Origin of the sequence: Streptomyces sp. NPDC085596 (assembly GCF_044541565.1) — a bacterium.
Lineage (GTDB): Bacteria > Actinomycetota > Actinomycetes > Streptomycetales > Streptomycetaceae > Streptomyces.
In genome coordinates this window covers 241,167-262,508 of sequence record NZ_JBITTC010000009.1, presented here as the reverse complement: position 1 = coordinate 262,508, position 21,342 = coordinate 241,167, and the positions used below count along the sequence as shown (strand labels likewise).

Below are 21,342 nucleotides of genomic sequence, written 5' to 3'. Positions count from 1 at the left end.
GGGTGGAGCCACTGCCGTCAGCGGCCCGCTTTTCAGATGTGCCTCGCCCGCGCGGTAACGGTGCCTGAGAGATTCAAGGGAGGGACTTGCTCCTTCGGCGCCCCAACGGGACGTACGGCAGGCGTACGTCTGGGGACTCTCCCGCGCGGATTCAAGCGGCCGGTATGCAGTTGGCGGCCACATCATCGCACGGCAGGGCCCGGCCCTGAAGGGCCCACCGGCTGTGACATGCCCGTAGCCGTTCGGGGACCCAACCGGCGACCGCGCGCATTACCTTCTCTTTACATTGGTTGGGCACCAGATGACCTGAGCCCACTGGGGGAGGACGATCACGGTGAACAGAACCACGGTGTACGCCACGACCACCGGCATCCCGGTGCCACAGCAGCCTTCGGCGCCCGCCCACGAGCGCCGGGCCGAGCGGTCCGCGCCGGTCGTCCGCGACCTGCGCGACCGCCCGGGCGGCGGCCCCCGCACCCTGCGCTTCGGGCCGCGTGACCTCGCCGTCGTCACCGGGCTGCCCGGCAGCGGCAAGTCCACCCTGATGCGCCGTACGGTCCCCGGCCACCGCGTCGACTCCCAGGACGCCCGCGACCGCTGGGCCGCCCGCCTCCCCGCCGCCCTGCCCTACGCGCTCTACCGCCCCCTGGTCCGCCTCGCCCACTACGCCGGGCTGCGCCGCGCGCTCGGCTCCGGCGAGGGCGTCGTCGTGCACGACTGCGGCACCCAGCCCTGGGTCCGCGCGTGGCTCGCCCGCGAGGCCCGCCGCCGGGGCGGCACCCTGCACCTGATCCTGCTCGACGTGCCCGCCGGCACCGCCCGGCACGGCCAGCGCGAGCGCGGCCGGGGCGTGTCCCGGTACGCCTTCCGCCGCCACCGCGGCGCCACCGCCCGCCTGCTGGGCGCCGTGGAGCGCGGCGAGAGTCCCGCCGGCTGCGGCTCGGTGGTCCTGCTGGACCGCGCCTCGGCGGACGGGCTGAAGCGGATCGAGTTCGCCGAGTGAACCCCCGCACCCGTACCGGATAGCCTTCTGCATCACAGCATGACTCCCAGCAGGCGGTAGGCACATGGACTTCCCGGCGGACCTTCCCGCGGACCTCCCGGCACAGGCACACCCCCACCCGCACGGCGGTTGGCCCGGCAACGAACTGGAGGAGGTCCTCTCCGCCTCCCTCGGCATACCCGCGGCCGGCGCCCGCGTCGTCGAGGTCCTGGCCCGCAGCTTCGTCTGGATACCGCTGCCCAACGGCGGCGGCCCGCACAGCGGCCCGCTAGACCTGCCCACCGTCGACATCGACGGCCAGGTGTACGTCCCGGTCTTCAGCTCCGAGGAGCAGTTCCGGCAGTCGGCCGGCGGGCACCTCCCGCACACCGTCGCGCCCGCCGTGGAGTTCGCGCGCGGTCTGCCGCCGCAGGCGGGCGTCGTCGTCAACCCCGGGGGTGTGGTCGGACTGCCGCTGCCCCCCGAGGTGGTGGCCGAGCTGTGCCGCGCCGGGCGCACCCCGCTGGACGGACCGGCCATGGGCGGCCGGGTCCGGCTCTTCGAGCCCGACTGGCAGGAGGACCCGGTGGACTTCCTCGCCGCCGCCTCCGCCGAATTCGCCGCGACCGGGGTCGTCGTCAGCGCCCGCCGCTGTCTCGCCGTCATCGAGACCGCCGAGCCGGTCCTCTTCGTCGGCGTCGAACTCTCCCACTGGGAGGGCGACTTCCAGGCCCTCCCGCTGGACGCCCTCGGCAAGGCCCTCGGCCGCGCCCCCGCCCCCTGGCCCGTCAACCTGGTCCTCCTGGACGCCGCCCAGGACCCGGTGGCCGACTGGCTCAGGGCCAACGTCCGCCCGTTCTACCAGTTCGGCAACTGAGCAGCGGAGGCCCGCGAGGCCGACCCGTGAGGGGCGCGGGGAACTGCGCGGCAAGCCACGACGGCCCCGTACCCGCGCACCGGCACAAGTCCCCACCCCGGTGGGCGCTTAAGCTGTCACCAAACGCGGGGAACACCCAACGAAGGGGCGGTAGGACAGGTGAGCGCGAGCCCAAGCGGCAGCGTCGAGCACATGCTGCGCCAGGTCACTCCCGGACGCTACGACGCCTACGAGGCACTGCTGCGCGCCCTCGCCACCCCCTCGTCCGGCCAGATCTGGATGCTCCTGTGGCACGGCCAGGCCGGCTCCCCGGACGCCCAGTACGGGAACATGGAGGTCGACGGCTTCGGCTACGCCCCCTGTGTGACCTCCGCGCAGGAACTCTCCGCCAGCGGCTGGAGCAGGTCCTACGAGGTGGTCGACGGCCTCGATGTCGCCCGCACCCTCTACCCGGACCACTACGGCCTCTGGCTCAACCCGCACGCCCACGGCGGCGGCGTCGGCATCCCCTGGCTGGACCTGCGCCGCATCGCCACCGGCCTGGACCGCCGGCCCGCCGGCCCCCTGCGGATGTCCGAACCCGCCATCGAGGTACCGCAGTTCTACGCCCTGCTCGCGCAGAACGCCCACCGCACCCCGGCCCTGCGCTCCCTGCGCCGCGTCTGGGTGCAGCCCGCCCTCGGCGCCCCCTACCTCGCCCTCGGCCTGGACGTGTACGACACCACCCCGGCCGCGGTCGACTCGGTCCGCGCGATGATGCAGCAGTCGGTGAGCGCGGTCCCCGAGGGCCTGCCGGTCTCCACGGTCGCCATGACCGACGACTACGACCCCGTCGTCATGTGGATGCGCGCCAACTCCCGCCCGTTCTACGACCGCGAGGCCCACGCCGCCGCCCCGGCGACGGGCGGCTACTGATTCCTGGCCCGGGCACCTCTGTTCGCGACGGTTACTGAGCAACGCGAACTGCGATCAAGGCTCTTGACGGCCCCTCGGGTGCACGTGAGGCCCTCGGGCGCTCCTCTGCGCGCGTAGACGAGCACCGCTACCGACCCATCCGCGCCGAATAGCCGTTGTGTCCCAACTGGCCACTATTCGATAATAGTTACCCGTGGATCGGATAACGGAATCCCCTGGAACGCATCACAGTTGCGCATACTTTCCCGGTCAGCTCTGGCGGGTGATCGTAGCCAGGTTGAAGACTCCCGAACAGAGCACGAAGTGAAGACTTCGTGATCGAGTGCAAGTCGACGAAGCCGCGATCCGCGGCAGGCACAGGCCGGTCACCACCGGCGAGAGGGGTCAGGTCACTGTGACCGCACCGATCGAGACCACCGGAGCCGAAGCCGAGGTACAGCCTGAGGCTGTGCTCGACGGCGCCGGTAAGGGGCAGATCGAGGGTCGTTCTCTCGGGCAGATCGCCTGGTCCCGTTTCAAGAAGGACAAGGCCGCCGTCGCCGGAGGCGTCATCGTCATCCTCCTGGTCGTGATGGCGGTGCTCGCCCGGCCGATCCAGGCCGCCTTCGGGCTGGACCCCAACGCCTTCCACCAGGACCTGATCGACCCCAACACCTCCCTTCCCAAGGGGGCTTGGGGCGGCATGAGCCTCGACCACCCGCTCGGTGTGGACCCGAAGTTCGGCCGTGACACCGCCACCCGCATCCTCGAGGGCTCCTGGGTTTCGCTGGTGGTCGCCTTCGGCGCCACCATCCTGTCCAACGTGATCGGCGCGATCCTCGGTGTGGTCGCCGGCTACTACGGCGGCCGGGTCGACTCGGTCATCAGCCGTCTGATGGACACCTTCCTCGCCTTCCCCCTGCTGCTCTTCGCCATCGCGATCTCGGCCACCCTCCAGGGCGGCGCGTTCGGCCTCACGGGCCTGCCGCTCCACCTGGGCGTGCTGATCTTCGTCATCGGCTTCTTCAACTGGCCCTACCTGGGCCGGATCGTGCGCGGCCAGACCCTCGCCCTGCGGGAGCGTGAGTTCGTGGACGCCTCGCGCGGCATGGGCGCCAAGGGCCCGTACATCCTCTTCCGCGAGCTGATGCCGAACCTGGTCGGCCCGATCATCGTCTACTCGACGCTGCTGATCCCGACCAACATCCTCTTCGAGGCGTCCTTGAGCTTCCTCGGCGTCGGCATCCAGCCCCCGCAGGCGTCCTGGGGCGGCATGCTCCGCGACGCGGTCAACTTCTACCAGGTCGATCCGCAGTACATGATCGTCCCCGGTCTCGCCATCTTCCTGACTGTCCTGGCGTTCAACCTGCTGGGTGACGGTCTCCGCGATGCTCTCGACCCGCGCAGCCGCTGACGTCTGCCGCGACGAGTCCACCAGAATTTCCGACAGTGAAGGGGAAAGCGCCCATCATGCGAAGGTCAGCGCTGGCCGCCATAGCGGCCATTGGCTCCGCGAGCCTGCTCGTTGCAGGTTGCAGCAAGGCCGATGACAACAAGAGCGACGCCAAGTCGGCCGGGGCCAACGCCGCGACCAAGGCCGTCGTCAATGCCTCGGACAAGAAGGGCGGGACGGTCACCTACGAACTGTCCGACGTCCCGGACTCGTTCGACCCGGGCAACACGTACTACGCGTACATGTACAACCTCAGCCGGCTGTGGGCCCGCCCGCTGATGACCTTCCAGCCGGCTCCCGGCGAGAAGGGCAACACCCTGGTCCCGGACCTCGCGGCCGGCAAGGGCGTCCCGAGCGACGGCGGCAAGACCTGGACGTACAAGCTGCGTCCGGGCCTGAAGTACCAGGACGGCACGCCGATCACCTCGAAGGACGTCAAGTACGCCGTCGAGCGGTCCAACTTCGCGCGTGACGTGCTCTCCCTCGGCCCGAACTACTTCCAGCAGTTGCTGGCCGGCGGCGACAAGTACAAGGGCCCCTACAAGGACAAGAACGCCAAGGGCCTGTCCTCCATCGCGACGCCGGACGACACCACGATCGTCTTCCACCTGAAGCAGGCGTTCCAGGAGTTCGACTACCTGGTCGCCGCGCCGCAGACCGCGCCGGTGCCGCAGGCCAAGGACAACGGCGTCGACTACGTCAAGAACATCGTTTCCTCGGGTTCCTACCAGTTCGAGAGCTACGACGACGGCAAGCAGGCCGTCCTCGTCCGCAACAAGAACTGGGACGCGAAGAACGACACCCTGCGCAAGCAGCTTCCGGACAAGATCGTCGTCAAGCTGAAGGTCAACGCGGACACGATCGACAAGGACGTCCTCGCGGGCAACGCGATCGACCTCGCCGGCACGGGTGTCCAGTCCTCGACCCAGGCCCAGGTCCTCGCCGACCAGAGCAAGAAGGCCGGCACGGACAACACCTTCGGTGGCCGTCTCGTCTACATGGCGATCAACACCAAGGTGAAGCCGTTCGACAAGGTCGAGTGCCGCAAGGCCGTGCAGTACGCGATCGACAAGGTCTCGGTGCAGACCGCCGAGGGCGGCCCGATCCGCGGCGACATCGCCTCCACCGTCCTGCCGCCCGACATCACGGGCTACGAGAAGGCCGACGCCTACGCCACCGCCGGCAGCAAGGGCGACGTGGCCAAGGCCAAGGCGCAGCTCAAGGCCTGCGGCAAGTCGAGCATCTCCACCAACATCTCGGCGCGTTCCGACCGTCAGCCGGAGATCGACGCCGCCACGGCGATCATCAACTCGCTGAAGAAGGTCGGCATCGACGCCACCCTCAAGCAGTACCCGTCGGGCAAGTACTTCACCGACTACGCCGGTGTGCCGAAGTTCACCGAGAAGCAGAACATCGGCCTGGAGATGATGCAGTGGGGTGCCGACTGGCCCTCCGGCTACGGCTTCCTGCAGCAGATCCTGAACGGCAAGGCGATCAGCCAGTCCGGCAACACCAACCTGTCGCAGTACGACAACAAGGACGTCAACACGCTGCTGGGCAAGTCCATCGCGACCCAGAGCGAGTCCGAGCGCAACACGTTGTACGCGCAGATCGACAAGAAGACCATGGATGACGCGGTCATCGTCCCGCTGACCTACTTCAAGGTGCTGCTGGCCCGCCCGGTCAACTACACCAACCTGGTCTCCACGGCTGCCTTCAGCGGTCAGTACGACTACCTCAACATCGGCACCACCCAGAAGTAGCAGCCCCGGAAGGCAGGTGAAGGCATTGGTGCCCGCGGGTCTTCTGACCCGCGGGCACCAGCGCCGGTCCCCGTGATCTCGTACATCCTCCGCCGGACGCTGGCGGCAGTGGTCCTGCTGCTCGTCGTCTCCGCGGTCACCTTCGCCATCTTCTTCCTGCTGCCACGGCTGGCCGGGCAGACAGCGGATCAACTGGCGCAGCAGTACATCGGTAAGAGCCCGTCGAAGGCGGACATCGCCGCGGTCAAGCACAACCTCGGCCTGGACCAGCCTATTTACGAGCAGTACTGGCATTTCATCAAGGGGATCGTGTCCGGCGCGACCTACGACCTCGGCCCCACCACGGTGCACTGTGACGCGCCGTGCTTCGGTTACTCCTTCAAGAACCACCAGGCGGTCTGGCCCGAGCTCACCTCCCGCCTTCCGATCACCCTCTCGCTGGCGCTGGGTGCCGCGGTGCTGTGGCTGATCTCGGGTGTGATCGCCGGTGTCATCTCGGCGCTGAAGCCGCGCTCGTTCCTCGACCGCACCTTCATGGGCGTGGCCCTCGCCGGCGTCTCGCTGCCGATGTTCTTCACGGGCAACCTCGCGATCCTGCTCTTCGTGTACCAGTGGCCGATCTTCGGCAGCACCTACGTTCCGTTCACCGAGAACCCCGGTCAGTGGGCCAATACCCTTTTCCCGGCCTGGTGTTCGCTGGCTCTGCTGTACTCGGCCATCTATGCGCGCCTGACGCGGTCGGGCATGCTGGAGACGATGAACGAGGACTTCATCCGCACGGCCCGCGCCAAGGGCCTGCGTGAGAAGCGGGTCGTGTTCCGGCACGGACTGCGCGCCGCCCTCACCCCGATCATCACGGTCTTCGGCATGGACATCGGTCTGCTGCTCGGTGGCGCGGTGATCACGGAGTCGGTGTTCTCGCTGCCCGGCATCGGCCAGTACGCGGTGCAGGGCATCACCGACAACGACCTGCCCAAGATCCTCGGCGTGACCATGCTCGCCGCCTTCTTCGTCGTGATCGCAAATCTTCTGGTGGACGTGGTGTACGCGGCCGCCGACCCGCGCGTGAGGCTCTCGTGACCGAACTTTCCAAGACCGGCGCCGCCGTGGGGGAGAAGGGTTCTCCCGGTTCCCCCGCCACGGCATCCGAGGCGTTTCTGGAGGTCCGTGACCTCAAGGTGCACTTCCCGACCGACGACGGCCTCGTCAAGTCCGTCGACGGGCTCAACTTCTCGCTGGAGAAGGGCAGGACGCTCGCCGTCGTCGGTGAGTCCGGCTCCGGCAAGTCCGTCACCTCGCTCGCCATCATGGGCCTGCACCGGCTCGGCGCCCGCGGCAAGAACGTGCAGATGTCCGGTGAGATCCGGCTCGGCGGCAAGGAACTGGTCTCCGCTTCCCCGGACGAGGTGCGCAAGCTCCGCGGCCGTGAGATGGCGATGATCTTCCAGGACCCGCTGTCGGCGATGCACCCGTACTACACGATCGGCAACCAGATCGTGGAGGCGTACCGGGTCCACCACAACGTCAGCAAGAAGGTGGCGCGCAAGCGCGCCATCGAGATGCTGGACCGGGTCGGCATTCCCGAGCCGGCCAAGCGCGTGGACAGCTACCCGCACGAGTTCTCCGGCGGTATGCGCCAGCGCGCCATGATCGCCATGGCCCTGGTCAACGACCCCGAACTGCTCATCGCGGACGAGCCGACCACCGCGCTCGACGTGACCGTGCAGGCGCAGATCCTGGACCTGATCCGGGACCTGCAGAAGGAGTTCGGCTCCGCGGTCATGATGATCACCCACGACCTCGGTGTGGTCGCCGAGATCGCCGACGACGTGCTGGTGATGTACGGCGGCCGGTGTGTGGAGCGCGGCCCGGTCGACGAGATCTTCGAGAAGCCGCAACACCCCTACACCTGGGGTCTGCTCGGCTCGATGCCCCGCATCGACCGGGTGACCGAGGAACGGCTGATCCCCGTCAAGGGCCAGCCGCCGAGCCTCATCAACGTCCCCTCGGGCTGTGCGTTCAATCCGCGCTGCCCCTACGCGGACGTCCCCAAGGGGAACGTCACCCGCACCGTGCGTCCCGAGCTGGAGCTGGTGGACGCCGGGCGGCACTGGACCGCCTGCCACCTCTCGGCCGAGGACCGCGAGCGGATCTGGACCGAAGAGATTGCGCCGAAGCTGTGACTGAGACCAAGAAAACCGGCGGGTCCGCGATCCCGCGGCAGGCGCCGGCCCCCGCGCCCGGCCAGGACGACCCTGACGTGCTGCTCCGCGTCGAGGGCCTGACCAAGCACTTCCCGATCAAGAAGGGCATCCTTCAGCGCCAGGTCGGTGCGGTGAAGGCCGTGGACGGCATCGACTTCGAGGTGCGCAAGGGCGAGACCCTGGGCGTGGTCGGCGAGTCGGGCTGCGGCAAGTCCACCATGGGCAGGGTCATCACCCGCCTCCAGGACCCGACCGGTGGCACGATCACCTTCGAAGGCCAGGACATCACGCGGCTGAGCAGCGGCCGGATGCGCCCGCTCCGGCGGGACATCCAGATGATCTTCCAGGACCCGTACGGCTCCCTGAACCCTCGTCACACCATCGGCTCGATCGTCTCGGCGCCCTTCCGGCTGCAGAACGTCGAGCCCGAGGGCGGGGTGAAGAAGGAGGTCCAGCGGCTGCTGGAACTGGTCGGCCTGAGCCCCGAGCACTACAACCGCTACCCCCACGAGTTCTCCGGCGGCCAGCGTCAGCGCATCGGTATCGCCCGCGCGCTCGCGCTGAAGCCGAAGCTGGTCGTCGCCGACGAGCCGGTCTCCGCGCTGGACGTGTCGATCCAGGCCCAGGTCGTCAACCTCATGGACGACCTCCAGGAGGAACTGGGCCTGACCTACGTGATCATCGCGCACGACCTCTCCGTCGTCCGGCACGTCTCGGACCGGATCGCGGTGATGTACCTCGGCAAGATGGTCGAGATCGCGGACCGCACCTCGCTGTACGAGGCGCCGATGCACCCGTACACCAAGGCGCTGATGTCGGCCGTGCCGGTGCCGGACCCCAAGCGCCGGGGCGCCAAGAGCGACCGCATCCTGCTCCGCGGCGACGTGCCCTCGCCGATCTCGCCGCCCTCCGGCTGCCGGTTCCACACCCGGTGCTGGAAGGCGACGGAGATCTGCAGGACCACCGAGCCCCAGCTGCTGGAGCTGCGGCCCGGCCAGCGGGTCGCCTGCCACCACCCGGAGAACTTCGCCGACCAGGCTCCGCAGGACACCGTCCTGCTGACGGCGGCGAAGGAAGCCTCCGAGCTGGTGCCGGACTCGGTGCTGGAGGAGTCGGCGGAGACCTCGGCAGCGGTCGCCGCGGAGGTCGCGGAGACCGTCGCCACCAAGGAACCCGAGGCGGAGAAGCCCGCGGTGACCGAGGTGGACAAGGCGGCCGAGCCGGACAAGGCGACCAAGGCCGAGCCGGACAAGGCGACCAAGGCCGACACGGAGAAGACGGCCACCGAGAAGGCAGCCGACGAGAAGTGAGCCGGCGGCCGCCGTTCACTCGGCGGCCGCCCCTCCCGCCTTGCTTCGCAAGGTACGCACCCCGCGACAGGTCAGAATGTGCGGGTGCAGCTCGATCAACTCTTCAGTCCCTCCGTCCAGCACACGCTCGATGTCATCGGCATCTTCGTGTTCGCCATCTCCGGCGCCCTGCTGGCCGTCCGGAAGAACTTCGACGTGTTCGGCATGGCCGTCCTCGCCGAGGTGACCGCGCTGGGCGGGGGGCTGATCCGCGACCTGATCATCGGGGCCGTGCCCCCGGCGGCCTTCACCGACCTCGGGTTCTTCGTCACCCCGCTGCTCGCCACGGTCGTGGTCTTCTTCCTCCACCCGCACGTGGAGCGCATCCAGTCGGCGGTGCTCGTCTTCGACGCGGCCGGACTCGGCCTCTTCTGCGTCACCGGCACCACCAAGGCGTACAGCCACGGACTCGGCCTGACCGCCTCCGCCACTCTGGGCCTGGCCACCGCTGTCGGCGGTGGTGTGCTGCGCGACGTGCTCGCCAACGAAGTGCCCTCGCTGCTGCGCTGGGACCGTGACCTGTACGCGGTGCCCGCGATCGTCGGCGCCACCATGGCGGTGCTGTGCATCCGCTTCGACGCGCTGACCTCCGTCACCAGCGGGACCGCCGCCGCCACCGCGTTCGTGCTGCGGCTGCTGGCCATGAAGTTCCACTGGCGGGCGCCGCGCGCCTGGAACCGCCGCTCCACCGTGACCGAGGAATGAGCTGTCCAACCGGCTGTTCACGCGGCCGCAACGCAGAAAGCTACCGCTTAGTAATTAGCTGTTGTACCGTTCACCCATGCCAGAAGCAGCCTCCGCCCCCGCCACTCGAGCCGTGATCGGCGACAGCGAGTTCGACCGTGACACCGAGGTCGTCCGGCGTGCGCCCGGTGTCTACGACATCGACCTCTCGGCCGGCTGGACCATCATCAACGCCGTCAACGGCGGCTATCTGCTGGCCGTGCTCGGCCGGGCCCTCGCGGACACGCTCCCGCATCCGGACCCGTTCACCGTCTCCGCGCACTATCTGACGGCCTCCCAGCCCGGCCCGGCGGTCATCCGCACCGAGACCGTGCGCACCGGCCGCACCCTCTCCACCGGTCAGGCGTCGCTCTTCCAGTACGACGCCGAGGGCAACGAGGTCGAGCGCATCCGCGTCCTCGCCTCCTACGGGGACCTGGCTGCCCTCCCCGACGACGTGCGGACGACGGCCGTCCCGCCCGCGATCCCGCCCCTGGAGCGCTGCCTCGGCACCGAGGACGGTCCGGCGCCGGTCGACGGCAGTTCGGCCATCACCGAGCGGCTGATGCTCAAGCTGGACCCGGCCACCGTCGGCTGGGCGGTCGGCGCGCCCTCCGGCAAGGGCGAGATGCGGGCCTGGTTCGGGCTGGCCGACGGCCGGGACGCGGACCCGTTCTCGCTGCTGCTCGCGGTGGACGCGCTGCCGCCGACCGCGTTCGAGATCGGGCTCACCGGCTGGGTGCCCACCGTCGAACTGACCGTGCATGTACGGCACCGGCCCGCACCGGGTCCGCTGCGGGTGTCCATCACCACCCGCAATCTGGCCGGCGGCTTCCTGGAGGAGGACGCCGAGGTCTGGGACAGCGAGGACCGCCTGGTCGCCCAGTCCCGCCAGCTCGCCCGCGTCCGCCTGGGCTGAGCCGCGTTCCTCAGGGTGCGAAGGGCGTGTCCTGGTCCATCCAGTGCCTGCTGCCGAGGGTGATCAGGCGCAGTTGCCGGATGGCCAGCCGGGTCACGCGCTCCCACTCGCCCCGGGGGGCCTCCAGCGCCTCCAGGAAGAGCTGGGCCGTGATCAGCATCTGGTCGACGTAGAGATGCGCGAGCATCGTCAGGTCGTCGTCCCCCCAGCCCTCCGACTCCCGGTCCTCGGCCAGTTCGGCCTTCACCTCCTCGGTGAACCGCGCGAGCTGGTCCCGGATGGCCTCGCGCACCGGCTGCACCCCGCCGTGCCGCTCACGGGCGATGAAGCGGACGTGCGCCGGGAAGGCCCGTACATGCTGGTCGATCAACTCGACCGCGCGGCCGATGCGTTCCTCCGGGTCGTTCACCGCCGACACCGTCGGCCCCACCATCGGGTGCAGGCTGCCCAGCGCCTCGTCGACCAGGGCCACCCCGAGATCCTCGGTGGAGCGGAAGTGCCGGTAGAAGGCGGTCGGCGCCACCCCCACGGCACGGGTCACCTCGCGCAGCCCCAGACTGCTCAGGCTCTGCTCCTCCAGCAGCACCAGCGCCGCGTCCAGGAACGCCTGACGGGTCTTCTGCTTCTGGGCCTGCCGGATGCCGAGGGTGTGACTCATGTCATCCAGTTAACAACTGTTCTCCGGAATTGGAAAGCCGCGCGGAGGGTTAGACTCAGGGTCAGTGAACAAGTGTTACTACAACTGTTCACCGAGACGTCCCTGAGGGGGGATCGAAACCATGCTGTTCCTCGTCGCCGCACTCATGCTGCTCGGTGTCGCGCTCGGCACCGTGGCCCACGTACCGCTGCCGGTCAGTCTCGCCGTCGCCGGCTTCATCGGTGTCTGGCTCGTCGTCTTCGCCGTCCGTGAGCGCCATGGCCGCCGTCGCACCACCACTCACTGACCCGCCCGCCCGCACCGACCATCAGGAGCTGAGCACCATGCATCTCACCGCACCTGCCACCGGTCACGTCGAGGCGAGGCCGCGCGACGCCGACGGCATGGCCGTCGCGTCCTTCATCCTCGGCCTGCTCGGGCTGCTCGTCCTCAACCTCTTCCTGGGCCCCGTCGCCATCGTCCTCGCGGCCGTCTCGCTGTGGCGCGGCACGCGCCGCCGGGGCCGCGCCTGTCTGGGCATGGCGCTCGGTGTGGCCGACATCGTGGTCCTGGTCCTCGCCATGCAGCTGACCGACACGGTGTCCTGGAGCCTGTGAGGCGCCGGAGCCGGGCCCGGAGCCTGCGCCGGTGGCCCGTAGAATCGGCGTCACCATGGCTTACCTCGACCACGCGGCCACGACCCCGATGCTCCCCGAGGCGGCGCAGGCGCTGACCGCGCAGCTGAGCGTCACCGGCAACGCGTCCTCCCTGCACGCCTCCGGCCGCCGGGCCCGCCGCACCGTCGAGGAGTCCCGCGAAACCCTCGCCGAGGCGCTCGGCGCCCGTCCCAGCGAGGTCGTGTTCACCTCCGGCGGCACCGAGGCCGACAACCTCGCCGTCAAGGGCCTGTACTGGTCCCGCCGCGCCGCCGACCCGAAGCGGGTCCGGGTGCTGGCCAGCCCGGTCGAGCACCACGCCGTCCTGGACGCCGTGCACTGGCTCGGCGAGCACGAGGGCGCCACCGTCGAGTACCTCCCCGTCGACGCGTATGGCCGGGTCCACCCCGAGGTGCTGCGCGAGGCCATCGCCCGCAACCCCGACGATGTCGCGCTGGCCACCGTGATGTGGGCCAACAACGAGATCGGCACCCTGATGCCGGTGCGTGAGCTCAGCCAGGTGGCGGCCGAGTCCGGGGTGCCGCTGCATGCCGACGCGGTGCAGGCGTTCGGTCAGGTGCCGGTCGACTTCGCCGCCTCCGGGCTCGCCGCGATGACCGTCTCCGGCCACAAGGTCGGCGGCCCCTACGGCATCGGCGCCCTGCTGCTCGGCCGCGAGCACAGCCCCGTGCCCGTGCTGCACGGCGGCGGCCAGGAGCGCCATGTCCGCTCCGGCACCCTGGACGTGCCCGCCATCGCCTCCTTCGCGGTCGCCGGACGCCTCGCCGCCGAACGGCAGGAGTGGTTCGCCCGCGAGATCGGCGCCCTGCGCGACCGGCTGGTGGACGCCGTACGCGCCGCCGTCCCGGACGCCCTGCTCGGCGGCGACCCGGCACCCGGCGGCCGGCTGCCCGCCAACGCCCACTTCACCTTCCCCGGCTGCGAGGGCGACTCCCTGCTCCTGCTGCTGGACGCCCAGGGCATCGAGTGCTCCACCGGCTCCGCCTGCACCGCGGGCGTCGCCCAGCCCAGCCACGTCCTGCTCGCCACCGGCACCGACCCCGACCTGGCCCGCGGCACCCTGCGCTTCTCGCTCGGCCACACCTCCACCCAGGACGACGTGGACGCCGTCGCCAAGTCCATCGGCCCCGCCGTGGAACGCGCCCGCGCGGCCGGACTGGTCTAGGCCGGCTTGGCCGGCGTCCTGCCGAGTGCCGTGCGTGCCTTCCGCGTCAGGCGTATGTAGCGGTCCCAGTCCCAGTGCGGGCCGGGGTCCGTGTGGTCCGTGCCCGGCACCTCGACGTGGCCGATGATGTGCTCCCGGTCCACCGGCATGCCGTACCGCGCGCATATGGCGGCCGTCAGCCGGGCCGAGGAGGCGTACATCGCGTCCGTGAAGGACTTCGGGTCGTCCACGAAGCCGACGTGCTCGATGCCGACACTGCGCTCGTTGAAGGACCGGTTGCCCGCGTGGAAGGCCACGTCCAGCTCCCGGATGAGCTGGGTCACACGGCCGTCCGCGCGCACGATGTAGTGCGCCGCCGCCTGGTGCGCCGGGTCCTGGAACACCTTCACCGCCGACGCGTAACCGCCCTGGGTGACATGGACGACCACCCGGTCCACCGGGTAGTCGTCCGGGCGGTCCGCGTGCCGGTAGTTGGCGGGGGAGGCCGCCACCCAGCGGGCGCCCGCGAAGTCCACCGCGCCCGGCACCCTCGCCCGCTCCACGCCCGGCAGCCGCCAGTACAGCCGGGCCAGCTCCTCATGGGCCAGCGCGGCCGCTCCCGCGGCGGCCACCGCGCCGCCCACGAGCAGCGCGCGCCGGCCCAGTTTGCGGTCCCCGTCGTCCATCTCCACCCCGTACGCCCCGTTTCCAGCGAACCCCTCGTGATCACCAACGCACACCCGGCGTCCCCGGTTCCCGTCGCCCCGTACCCTGGAAGGGCTATGACTGAGACCTCGCCGCGCCCCCTCCGCGTCCTCGCCGCCATGTCCGGTGGCGTGGACTCCGCCGTCGCCGCCGCGCGCGCCGCGGAAGCCGGTCACGACGTGACCGGCGTCCACCTCGCGCTCTCCGCGAACCCGCAATCCTTCCGGACCGGCGCGCGGGGCTGTTGCACCATCGAGGACTCCCGCGACGCCCGCCGCGCCGCCGACGTCATCGGCATCCCGTTCTACGTCTGGGACCTCGCCGACCGCTTCCGCGAGGACGTGGTCGAGGACTTCGTCGCCGAGTACGAGGCCGGCCGCACCCCCAACCCGTGCCTGCGCTGCAACGAGAAGATCAAGTTCGCCGCGCTGCTGGACAAGGCGCTCGCGCTGGGCTTCGACGCGGTCTGCACCGGCCACTACGCCAAGGTGCTCGTGGACGAGGACGGCAACCGCGAGCTGCACCGCGCCTCCGACATGGCCAAGGACCAGTCCTACGTCCTCGGCGTGCTGGACGACCGCCAGCTCGCGCACGCCCTGTTCCCCCTCGGGGACACGGTCACCACCAAGGACGAGATCCGCGCGGAGGCCGAGCGCAGGGGCCTGGCCGTGGCCAAGAAGCCCGACTCGCACGACATCTGCTTCATCGCCGACGGCGACACCCAGGGCTTCCTCGCCGACCGGCTCGGCAAGGCCGAGGGCGACATCGTCGACGAGGACGGCAACCGCCTCGGCACCCACGAGGGCGCCTACGGCTACACCATCGGCCAGCGCAAGGGCCTGCGCCTGGGCACCCCGGCCCCCGACGGCAAGCCGCGCTACGTCCTGGACATCTCCCCGGTCACCAACACCGTCACCGTCGGCCCGGCCGCCGCCCTGGACGTCACCGCGCTCACCGCGATCAAGCCCCGCTGGTGCGGCACCGCCCCCGAGGGCCCCGGCACCTACACCGCCCAGCTGCGCGCCCACGGCGGCGAGACCGAGGTCGACGCCGAGCTGGTGGACGGCGAACTGCGCGTCACCTTCACCGAGCCCGTCCGGGGCGTCGCCCCCGGCCAGGCGATCGTGCTGTACGACGGCACGCGCGTGGTCGGCTCGGCGACCATCGCCACCACCACCCGCGCCACGGCCGCCACGGTCTGAGCCGTGCGCCCGGCCGGGACCACCCCGGCCGGGCTCAGCCGGTGACGAAGTCGGCCAGCACCGGCGCGAGGACGGCCGGCTCCACCGCGTGCGTCTGCCCCTCCAGCACCGCGTACGCCCCGTCCGGCACCGCCTCCGCGACCGCCTGGGCGCCCGCGCGCAGCCACCGGGGGCTCATGCTGCCCGCGACCGACAGCACCGGCCCCGGCACCCGGGCCAGCGCGTCCGCCGGCAGCAGACCGTCACCCATCAGGGCCGCGTCGTGGGCGAGGCTCGGCGCGAGCAGCTCCAGGCCGGGCCACATGGGGGACTGGCGGGCCCGCCGGATCATCTCGTCAGCCAGCCCGGTCAGCCGCAGGAACAGCTCCGCCGCCTCGCCCAGGTCGCCCGCCGCCAGCGCCACGTCCAGGGCCGCCGCGTACGCCACCTGCCGCTCCGGGCCCTCCGGCAGGAAGTCGTTGAACGGCACCTCGTACACCGCCGTCCGACGCACCGGCAGCCCGCTCGCGGCCGCCAGGAGCGCCAGCGCGCCGCCCGACGACAGCCCGAACAGCGCCGCCTCGCCGCCCACGGCCGCCATCAGCGCGGCCAGGTCCTCCACCTCGCGCTCCACCGCGTACGGCACGCTGTCGCCGCTCGCGCCCCGGCCCCGGCGGTCGTAGACGACGGCCCGGCAGCGGTCCGCGAGCGCCGCCGCCAGCGGTGCGAGCGTGAGACCGGTGGACATCGCGCCGCTCACCAGGATCACCGTGGGCCCCTCACCGGTCACGCGGTACGCGAGAGAGGTGCCGTCGAGGGAAGTCGTCTTCTTGTCCATGCCCGTGGAGACTGCCGTACGGCTGCCGGAGTCACCGGTCACGACACGGCGGCGCGCCGCGAGGTCACGCCACTTCGGGCGCGTAGAAGCAGTAGTGGTCCTTGATCCGGGCCACCTCCGGTTTCGGGTCCGGGTACGCCCACACCAGATCGGGCGCGTCCGGCAGCGACCAATAGGACGCGGTGCCCTTGAAGGGGCAGTCGGTGTGGGTGTCCGACGGGGTCAGCAGATCGAGCCGGACGTCCTCGGCGGGGAGGTAGTACCGGGGCGGACAGCCCGTCTCGTGCAGGACCAAGGGGCGGTCGGTCTCCGCGAGCACCTGGCCGTCGTGTGCGACGCGCACATGCTGCTCGCCCTCTTCGATGGTGATCGTGTGTCCATGTGCCATACCGGAAAAGCACTGGGGAAGCCGCCGATGTTCCCGCGTACCGTGGGCGGCATGAACATCTGCGTCTTCCTCTCCGCCGCCGACCTCGACGAGCGCTACACGCGCCCCGCGCGGGAGTTCGGGAAACTGATCGGCAAGGGCGGACACACGCTCGTCTGGGGCGGCTCGGACTCCGGTCTGATGAAGGTCGTCGCCGACGGCGTGCAGGAGGCCGGAGGCAGGCTCGTGGGCGTCTCCGTGGAGTTCCTGTCGGCGGTCGCGCGGCCCGGCGCCGACGAGATGGTGGTCGCCGCCGACCTCGCCGAGCGCAAGCGGCTGCTGCTTCAGAAGGCCGACGCCGTGGTCATCATGGTCGGCGGCACCGGCACCCTGGACGAGGCCACCGAGATCCTGGAGCTGAAGAAGCACGGCCGCACCACCAAGCCCGTGGTGCTGCTCAACACCGCCGGCTTCTACGACGGCCTGGAGCAGCAGTTCCGCCGCATGGAGGCCGAGGGCTTCCTGCCGCGCCCGCTGTCGGAGCTGATGTTCTTCGCCGCCGAGCCGGCCGCCGCCCTGGCCCACCTGGAGGAGTCCCTCGGCGCGAGCTGATGCGACCATGGCGGGCATGGCTACTCATGTGATCACCGGCGCCGGTTCCGGCATCGGCGCCGCCGTCGCCCGCCGTCTGCACGCGCGCGGGGACGAACTCGTCCTCCACGCGCGCGACGCGGCCCGCGCCAAGGAACTGGCGGCCGAGTTCCCCGGCGCCCGCACCCTGGTGGGCGACCTCGCCGACCCCGACAAGCTGTCCTGGGCCTTCTCCCACCAGTCGCTGCCGGACCGCGTGGACTCGCTGCTGCACATCGCCGGGGTCGTCGACCTCGGCGACGTCGGTGACCTCACCCCCAAGTCCTGGCGCCACCAGCTCAACGTCAACCTGATCGCCCCCGCCGAGCTGACCCGGCACTTCCTGCCACAACTGCGCGCCGCCCGCGGCCAGGTCCTCTTCGTCAACTCCGGCGCCGGACTCAACGCCCACGCGGGCTGGTCCGCGTACGCCGCCTCCAAGCACGGGCTGAAGGCCCTCGCGGACTCGCTGCGCCACGAGGAGCACGCGGGCGGCGTCCGGGTCACCTCGGTCTACCCCGGCCGCACCGCCAGCCCCATGCAGGCCAAGGTGCACCAGCAGGAGGGCAAGGAGTACGAGCCCGCGCGGTTCATCGACCCCGAGTCGGTCGCCGACACCATCCTGCTCGCCCTGGACCTGCCCAGGGACGCCGAGATCAACGACCTGACCGTGCGCCCCGGCCGCTGACGCACCCGCGCCCGGCACGGCATACCCTGCCGGGGTGAGTGAGAACACCCAGGTCACCTTCCCCGCGGCCACCGGCGTCGGTTCGATGCCCGGCGAGGACGCGCTCGAGACCGCCAAGACCGTCACCGGCAGCCTGGAGGACTTCCCGTACCTCGCCGAGCTGCCCGCGCGCGGCCCCGGCGCCGACATGATCGGCCGCACCGCCGGGATGCTCGTCGAGCTGTACGCGCGCGTGGAGCCCAGCGGCTGGCGGCTGTCCGACCGGCCCGGCCGCGACACCCGGCGCGCGCACGCGTGGCTGCGCCAGGACCTCGACGCCCTGGAGGAGTTCACCCAGGGCTACGAGGGCGACCTCAAGGTGCAGGCGGTCGGCCCCTGGACGCTGGCCGCCGCGCTGGAACTCCGGGGCGGCGAGGCGGTGCTGTCCGACCCCGGCGCCTGCCGCGACCTCACCGCCTCGCTCGCCGAGGGCCTGCGCCTGCACCTCGCCGACGTCCGCCGCCGCATCCCCGGCGCCCGCGTGGTGCTCCAGCTCGACGAGCCCTCCCTCACCGCCGTACTGCGCGGGCAGATCCGTACCGCCAGCGGCTATCGCACCCACCGCGCCGTGGACCGGCAGGTCGTGGAGTCCGGCCTGCGCGAGGTGCTCGGCGCGAACGACCGCGGTCCCACCGTCGTCCACTCCTGCGCCCCCGACGTGCCGTTCGCGCTACTGCGCCGCGCGGGCACCGACGCCGTCTCCTTCGACTTCGCCCTTCTCACCGAGCGTGACGACGACACGATCGGCGAGGCCGTCGAGGGCGGCACCCGGCTGTTCGCCGGTGTCGTGCCCGGCACGGATGCCCCGTTGTCAGACCCTGCCGGTAGCGTCATGGGTGTCAGGACGCTGTGGCGCAGGCTGGGGCTGCGACCGGGGCTGCTCGCGGAGGCGGTCACACTCACGCCCACGTGCGGTCTCGCGGGTGCTTCCCCCGCCTATGCCCGCCAGGCACTCGCCCACTGCGTCCGGGCGGCGAGATCCCTCGCGGACAACCCTGAGTGACTGGGAGGACCACACGGTGGCCGGCGACAAGCAAGCGGCGACGACGGCGGTGCCCGCCGAGGCGCGCGAGAGGCACGGGCGGCTCGCGGAGCAGGTCGAGGAGCACCGCTTCCGGTACTACGTGAAGGACGCTCCCGTCGTCAGCGACGCGGAGTTCGACAACCTCCTGAAGACCCTGGAGGCCCTGGAGGAGGAGTTCCCGGAGCTGCGCACCCCGGACTCACCCACCCAGAAGGTCGCCGGGTCCTACGAGACCGAGTTCACCGCGGTCGCGCACCGCGAGCGGATGCTGTCCCTGGACAACACCTTCAACGACGAGGAACTCGCCGCCTGGGCCGACCGCATCGCCCGCGAACTCGGCGAGCAGACCTACCACTTCCTGTGCGAGCTGAAGGTCGACGGCCTCGCCGTCAACCTCACCTACGAACACGGCCGCCTCACCCGCGCCGCCACCCGGGGCGACGGCCGCACCGGTGAGGACATCACCCCCAACGTCCGCACCATCACCGACATCCCCGACCGCCTGAACGGCGACAAGGTGCCCGACCTCGTGGAGATCCGCGGCGAGGTCTACTTCCCGATGGACAGGTTCCTGGAGCTGAACGAGCGTCTGGTGGCCGCCGGGGAGAAGCCCTTCGCCAACCCCCGCAACGCGGCGGCCGGTTCGCTGCGCCAGAAGGACCCGCGCGTCACCGCCGGCCGCCCGCTGCACATGGTCGTCCACGGCATCGGCGCCCTGGAGGGCTTCAGCGGCCTGACCCGCCTGTCCGAGGCGTACGGCCTGCTGGGCACCTGGGGCCTGCCGACCTCCCCGTACAACCGCGTGGTCGACGACCTCGACGGCGTACGGGAGTTCATCGCGTACTACGGCGAGCACCGGCACTCCGTGGACCACGAGATCGACGGCGTCGTCGTGAAGCTCGACGAGATCCGCCTCCAGGGCCGTCTCGGCTCCACCGCGCGTGCCCCGCGCTGGGCCATCGCGTACAAGTACGCGCCGGAGGAGGTCAACACCAAGCTCATCGACATCAAGGTGGGCGTCGGCCGCACCGGCCGCGTCACCCCGTACGCCCAGGTCGAGCCGGTCACGGTCGCGGGCAGCGAGGTCGAGTTCGCCACCCTGCACAACCAGGAGGTCGTCAAGGCCAAGGGCGTGCTCATCGGTGACACCGTGGTGCTGCGCAAGGCCGGTGACGTCATCCCGGAGATCCTCGGCCCCGTCGCCGACCTCAGGGACGGCAGCGAGCGGGAGTTCGTGATGCCCGCCGAGTGCCCCGAGTGCGGCACCCCGCTCAGGGCCATGAAGGAGGGCGACATCGACCTCCGCTGCCCCAACGCCCGCACCTGCCCGGCCCAGTTGCGTGAGCGCGTCGCCTATCTCGCGGGCCGCGAGTGCCTGGACATCGAGCACTTCGGCGGGGTCGCCGCCGCCGCGCTCACCCGGCCGCTGGAGCCCGCCGACCCGCCCCTGGTCGACGAGGGCGACCTGTTCGACCTCACGGTGGAGAAGCTGCTGCCCATCAAGGCGCATGTGCTGGACCCCGACAGCGGACTGCCCAAGCGCGACCCGAAGACCGGCGAGGAGAAGGTCGTCACCGTCTTCGCCAACCAGAAGGGCGAGCCGAAGAAGAACACCCTCTCCCTGCTGGAGCACATCGAGGCGGCCAAGCGGCGCCCGCTCGCCCGGTTCCTCAACGGCCTGTCGATCCGTCATGTCGGCCCCGTCGCCGCACAGGCGCTCGCCCGCGAGTTCCGGTCCGTCGACCGCATCGAACAGGCCACGGAGGAAGAGCTGGCCGCCACCGACGGCGTGGGCCCCATCATCGCCGCCGCGCTCAAGGAGTGGTTCGCCGAGGACTGGCACCGCGAGATCGTGCGCAAGTGGAAGGCGGCCGGAGTCCCGCTGGAGGAGGAGGCCACCGGCGAGGACGAGGGCCCCCGCCCGCTGGAGGGGATGACCGTCGTCGTCACCGGCACGCTGGAGAACTTCACCCGCGACGGCGCCAAGGACGCGCTCCAGAGCCGGGGCGCGAAGGTGACCGGGTCCGTCTCCAAGAAGACCTCCTTCGTGGTCGTCGGCGACAACCCCGGCTCCAAGTACGACAAGGCGATGCAGCTCAAGGTGCCGGTGCTGGACGAGGACGGATTCGCCGTCCTGCTGGAGCGCGGACCCGAGGCGGCGGCCGAAGTCGCGCTTCCGACCGGGGAGTAGCGGTTGAAGGCCACCCGTTCGGCGCATATCAGATGCATACGGGTGGCCCGTACGCAT

22 protein-coding genes and 1 riboswitch are annotated in these 21,342 nt (G+C 70.8%); of the genes, 18 read left to right on the top strand and 4 right to left on the bottom strand.

Translation table 11 applies throughout. From position 1 onward, the window contains the following. Positions 1-42 precede the first annotated feature (42 nt). Positions 43-154, bottom strand: a riboswitch (glycine riboswitch). 180 nt (positions 155-334) lie between these two features. The 10 genes from ACIGA3_RS25400 to ACIGA3_RS25355 all read left to right on the top strand — a co-directional run bounded on the left by ACIGA3_RS25400 (position 335) and on the right by ACIGA3_RS25355 (position 11,164). After that, the gene (locus tag ACIGA3_RS25400) at positions 335-1,003 is read left to right on the top strand and encodes an AAA family ATPase (RefSeq protein ID WP_399719834.1); all 669 of its coding nucleotides are present in this window, start codon (positions 335-337) and stop codon (positions 1,001-1,003) included. Positions 1,004-1,067: 64 nt separating this feature from the next. Further along, positions 1,068-1,859: an enhanced serine sensitivity protein SseB gene (locus ACIGA3_RS25395; RefSeq protein WP_399719832.1), complete on the top strand. Its 792-nt coding sequence runs from the start codon at positions 1,068-1,070 to the stop codon at positions 1,857-1,859. Between the two features lie 192 nt (positions 1,860-2,051). Continuing rightward, the gene (locus ACIGA3_RS25390; RefSeq protein ID WP_399719922.1) at positions 2,052-2,774 is read left to right on the top strand and encodes an enhanced serine sensitivity protein SseB C-terminal domain-containing protein; all 723 of its coding nucleotides are present in this window, start codon (positions 2,052-2,054) and stop codon (positions 2,772-2,774) included. 394 nt (positions 2,775-3,168) lie between these two features. Continuing rightward, positions 3,169-4,167: an ABC transporter permease gene (locus ACIGA3_RS25385; RefSeq protein ID WP_399719829.1), complete on the top strand. Its 999-nt coding sequence runs from the start codon at positions 3,169-3,171 to the stop codon at positions 4,165-4,167. Positions 4,168-4,223: 56 nt separating this feature from the next. After that, positions 4,224-5,969 carry an ABC transporter substrate-binding protein gene (locus tag ACIGA3_RS25380; RefSeq protein ID WP_399719827.1) on the top strand — a complete coding sequence of 582 codons (1,746 nt, stop codon included), beginning with the start codon at positions 4,224-4,226 and terminating at the stop codon, positions 5,967-5,969. Between the two features lie 72 nt (positions 5,970-6,041). Beyond that, complete coding sequence (locus ACIGA3_RS25375) at positions 6,042-7,049, top strand: ABC transporter permease (RefSeq protein ID WP_399719824.1); 1,008 nt, start codon at positions 6,042-6,044, stop codon at positions 7,047-7,049. Next, positions 7,046-8,152 carry an ABC transporter ATP-binding protein gene (locus tag ACIGA3_RS25370; RefSeq protein WP_399719822.1) on the top strand — a complete coding sequence of 369 codons (1,107 nt, stop codon included), beginning with the start codon at positions 7,046-7,048 and terminating at the stop codon, positions 8,150-8,152. Before ACIGA3_RS25375 ends, ACIGA3_RS25370 begins: the two co-directional genes overlap by 4 nt. Beyond that, positions 8,149-9,483, top strand: coding sequence for an ABC transporter ATP-binding protein (locus ACIGA3_RS25365; RefSeq protein WP_399719820.1), 1,335 nt, complete (start codon positions 8,149-8,151; stop codon positions 9,481-9,483). Before ACIGA3_RS25370 ends, ACIGA3_RS25365 begins: the two co-directional genes overlap by 4 nt. Before the next feature lie 84 nt (positions 9,484-9,567). Beyond that, on the top strand, positions 9,568-10,227 hold the full coding sequence (locus tag ACIGA3_RS25360; protein WP_399719817.1) for a trimeric intracellular cation channel family protein: 660 nt from the start codon (positions 9,568-9,570) through the stop codon (positions 10,225-10,227). A gap of 76 nt (positions 10,228-10,303) precedes the next feature. After that, a complete protein-coding gene (locus ACIGA3_RS25355) occupies positions 10,304-11,164 on the top strand; it encodes a thioesterase family protein (RefSeq protein WP_399719814.1) in 861 nt (286 codons plus the stop codon). Positions 11,165-11,174: 10 nt separating this feature from the next. Here ACIGA3_RS25355 and ACIGA3_RS25350 read toward each other — a convergent pair whose 3' ends face one another. After that, positions 11,175-11,822 carry a TetR family transcriptional regulator gene (locus tag ACIGA3_RS25350; RefSeq protein WP_399719811.1) on the bottom strand — a complete coding sequence of 216 codons (648 nt, stop codon included), beginning with the start codon at positions 11,820-11,822 and terminating at the stop codon, positions 11,175-11,177. A gap of 121 nt (positions 11,823-11,943) precedes the next feature. Between ACIGA3_RS25350 and ACIGA3_RS25345 the strand changes: the two genes are divergently transcribed. The 3 genes from ACIGA3_RS25345 to ACIGA3_RS25335 are packed head-to-tail and all read left to right on the top strand — an operon-like array spanning position 11,944 to position 13,643. Then, positions 11,944-12,108 carry a hypothetical protein gene (locus ACIGA3_RS25345; protein ID WP_399719809.1) on the top strand — a complete coding sequence of 55 codons (165 nt, stop codon included), beginning with the start codon at positions 11,944-11,946 and terminating at the stop codon, positions 12,106-12,108. A gap of 37 nt (positions 12,109-12,145) precedes the next feature. Further along, a complete protein-coding gene (locus ACIGA3_RS25340) occupies positions 12,146-12,418 on the top strand; it encodes a DUF4190 domain-containing protein (protein WP_399719806.1) in 273 nt (90 codons plus the stop codon). 55 nt (positions 12,419-12,473) lie between these two features. Beyond that, the gene (locus tag ACIGA3_RS25335) at positions 12,474-13,643 is read left to right on the top strand and encodes a cysteine desulfurase family protein (protein WP_399719803.1); all 1,170 of its coding nucleotides are present in this window, start codon (positions 12,474-12,476) and stop codon (positions 13,641-13,643) included. Here ACIGA3_RS25335 and ACIGA3_RS25330 read toward each other — a convergent pair. Next, positions 13,640-14,308: an N-acetylmuramoyl-L-alanine amidase gene (locus tag ACIGA3_RS25330; protein ID WP_399719800.1), complete on the bottom strand. Its 669-nt coding sequence runs from the start codon at positions 14,306-14,308 to the stop codon at positions 13,640-13,642. The two genes, ACIGA3_RS25335 and ACIGA3_RS25330, sit on opposite strands and share 4 nt — an antisense overlap. A 96-nt stretch (positions 14,309-14,404) precedes the next feature. Between ACIGA3_RS25330 and mnmA the strand changes: the two genes are divergently transcribed. Then, on the top strand, positions 14,405-15,529 hold the full coding sequence (gene mnmA, locus ACIGA3_RS25325) for a tRNA 2-thiouridine(34) synthase MnmA (RefSeq protein ID WP_399719797.1): 1,125 nt from the start codon (positions 14,405-14,407) through the stop codon (positions 15,527-15,529). Between the two features lie 34 nt (positions 15,530-15,563). Here the strand turns inward: mnmA and ACIGA3_RS25320 are convergent, their stop codons facing one another. Further along, the gene (locus ACIGA3_RS25320; protein ID WP_399719795.1) at positions 15,564-16,346 is read right to left on the bottom strand and encodes an alpha/beta fold hydrolase; all 783 of its coding nucleotides are present in this window, start codon (positions 16,344-16,346) and stop codon (positions 15,564-15,566) included. Positions 16,347-16,410: 64 nt separating this feature from the next. Next, positions 16,411-16,734: a DUF427 domain-containing protein gene (locus ACIGA3_RS25315; protein WP_399719792.1), complete on the bottom strand. Its 324-nt coding sequence runs from the start codon at positions 16,732-16,734 to the stop codon at positions 16,411-16,413. Between the two features lie 51 nt (positions 16,735-16,785). On the opposite strand from ACIGA3_RS25315, the gene ACIGA3_RS25310 reads away from it, so the two are divergent. From ACIGA3_RS25310 to ligA, 4 genes are read left to right on the top strand one after another with little or no spacing between them, the layout of a single operon-like run. Continuing rightward, a complete protein-coding gene (locus ACIGA3_RS25310) occupies positions 16,786-17,325 on the top strand; it encodes a TIGR00730 family Rossman fold protein (protein WP_399719920.1) in 540 nt (179 codons plus the stop codon). A gap of 7 nt (positions 17,326-17,332) precedes the next feature. Beyond that, positions 17,333-18,031 carry an SDR family oxidoreductase gene (locus ACIGA3_RS25305; RefSeq protein WP_399719789.1) on the top strand — a complete coding sequence of 233 codons (699 nt, stop codon included), beginning with the start codon at positions 17,333-17,335 and terminating at the stop codon, positions 18,029-18,031. Between the two features lie 34 nt (positions 18,032-18,065). Beyond that, positions 18,066-19,073, top strand: coding sequence for a methionine synthase (locus ACIGA3_RS25300; RefSeq protein ID WP_399719787.1), 1,008 nt, complete (start codon positions 18,066-18,068; stop codon positions 19,071-19,073). Between the two features lie 16 nt (positions 19,074-19,089). Beyond that, positions 19,090-21,285: an NAD-dependent DNA ligase LigA gene (gene ligA / locus ACIGA3_RS25295; protein ID WP_399719784.1), complete on the top strand. Its 2,196-nt coding sequence runs from the start codon at positions 19,090-19,092 to the stop codon at positions 21,283-21,285. Positions 21,286-21,342: the final 57 nt, after the last annotated feature.

Bases quoted from the DNA above. Each gene is read 5' to 3' on its own strand.
- ACIGA3_RS25395 (WP_399719832.1), top strand. From the start codon at position 1,068: ATGGACTTCCCGGCGGACCTTCCCGCGGACCTCCCGGCACAGGCACAC.
- ACIGA3_RS25390 (WP_399719922.1), top strand. From the start codon at position 2,052: ATGCTGCGCCAGGTCACTCCCGGACGCTACGACGCCTACGAGGCACTG.
- ACIGA3_RS25380 (WP_399719827.1), top strand. From the start codon at position 4,224: ATGCGAAGGTCAGCGCTGGCCGCCATAGCGGCCATTGGCTCCGCGAGC.
- ACIGA3_RS25355 (WP_399719814.1), top strand. From the start codon at position 10,304: ATGCCAGAAGCAGCCTCCGCCCCCGCCACTCGAGCCGTGATCGGCGAC.
- ACIGA3_RS25350 (WP_399719811.1), bottom strand. From the start codon at position 11,822: ATGAGTCACACCCTCGGCATCCGGCAGGCCCAGAAGCAGAAGACCCGT.
- ACIGA3_RS25345 (WP_399719809.1), top strand. From the start codon at position 11,944: ATGCTGTTCCTCGTCGCCGCACTCATGCTGCTCGGTGTCGCGCTCGGC.
- ACIGA3_RS25340 (WP_399719806.1), top strand. From the start codon at position 12,146: ATGCATCTCACCGCACCTGCCACCGGTCACGTCGAGGCGAGGCCGCGC.
- ACIGA3_RS25335 (WP_399719803.1), top strand. From the start codon at position 12,474: ATGGCTTACCTCGACCACGCGGCCACGACCCCGATGCTCCCCGAGGCG.
- ACIGA3_RS25330 (WP_399719800.1), bottom strand. From the start codon at position 14,308: ATGGACGACGGGGACCGCAAACTGGGCCGGCGCGCGCTGCTCGTGGGC.
- mnmA (WP_399719797.1), top strand. From the start codon at position 14,405: ATGACTGAGACCTCGCCGCGCCCCCTCCGCGTCCTCGCCGCCATGTCC.
- ACIGA3_RS25320 (WP_399719795.1), bottom strand. From the start codon at position 16,346: ATGGACAAGAAGACGACTTCCCTCGACGGCACCTCTCTCGCGTACCGC.
- ACIGA3_RS25315 (WP_399719792.1), bottom strand. From the start codon at position 16,734: ATGGCACATGGACACACGATCACCATCGAAGAGGGCGAGCAGCATGTG.
- ACIGA3_RS25310 (WP_399719920.1), top strand. From the start codon at position 16,786: ATGAACATCTGCGTCTTCCTCTCCGCCGCCGACCTCGACGAGCGCTAC.
- ACIGA3_RS25305 (WP_399719789.1), top strand. From the start codon at position 17,333: ATGGCGGGCATGGCTACTCATGTGATCACCGGCGCCGGTTCCGGCATC.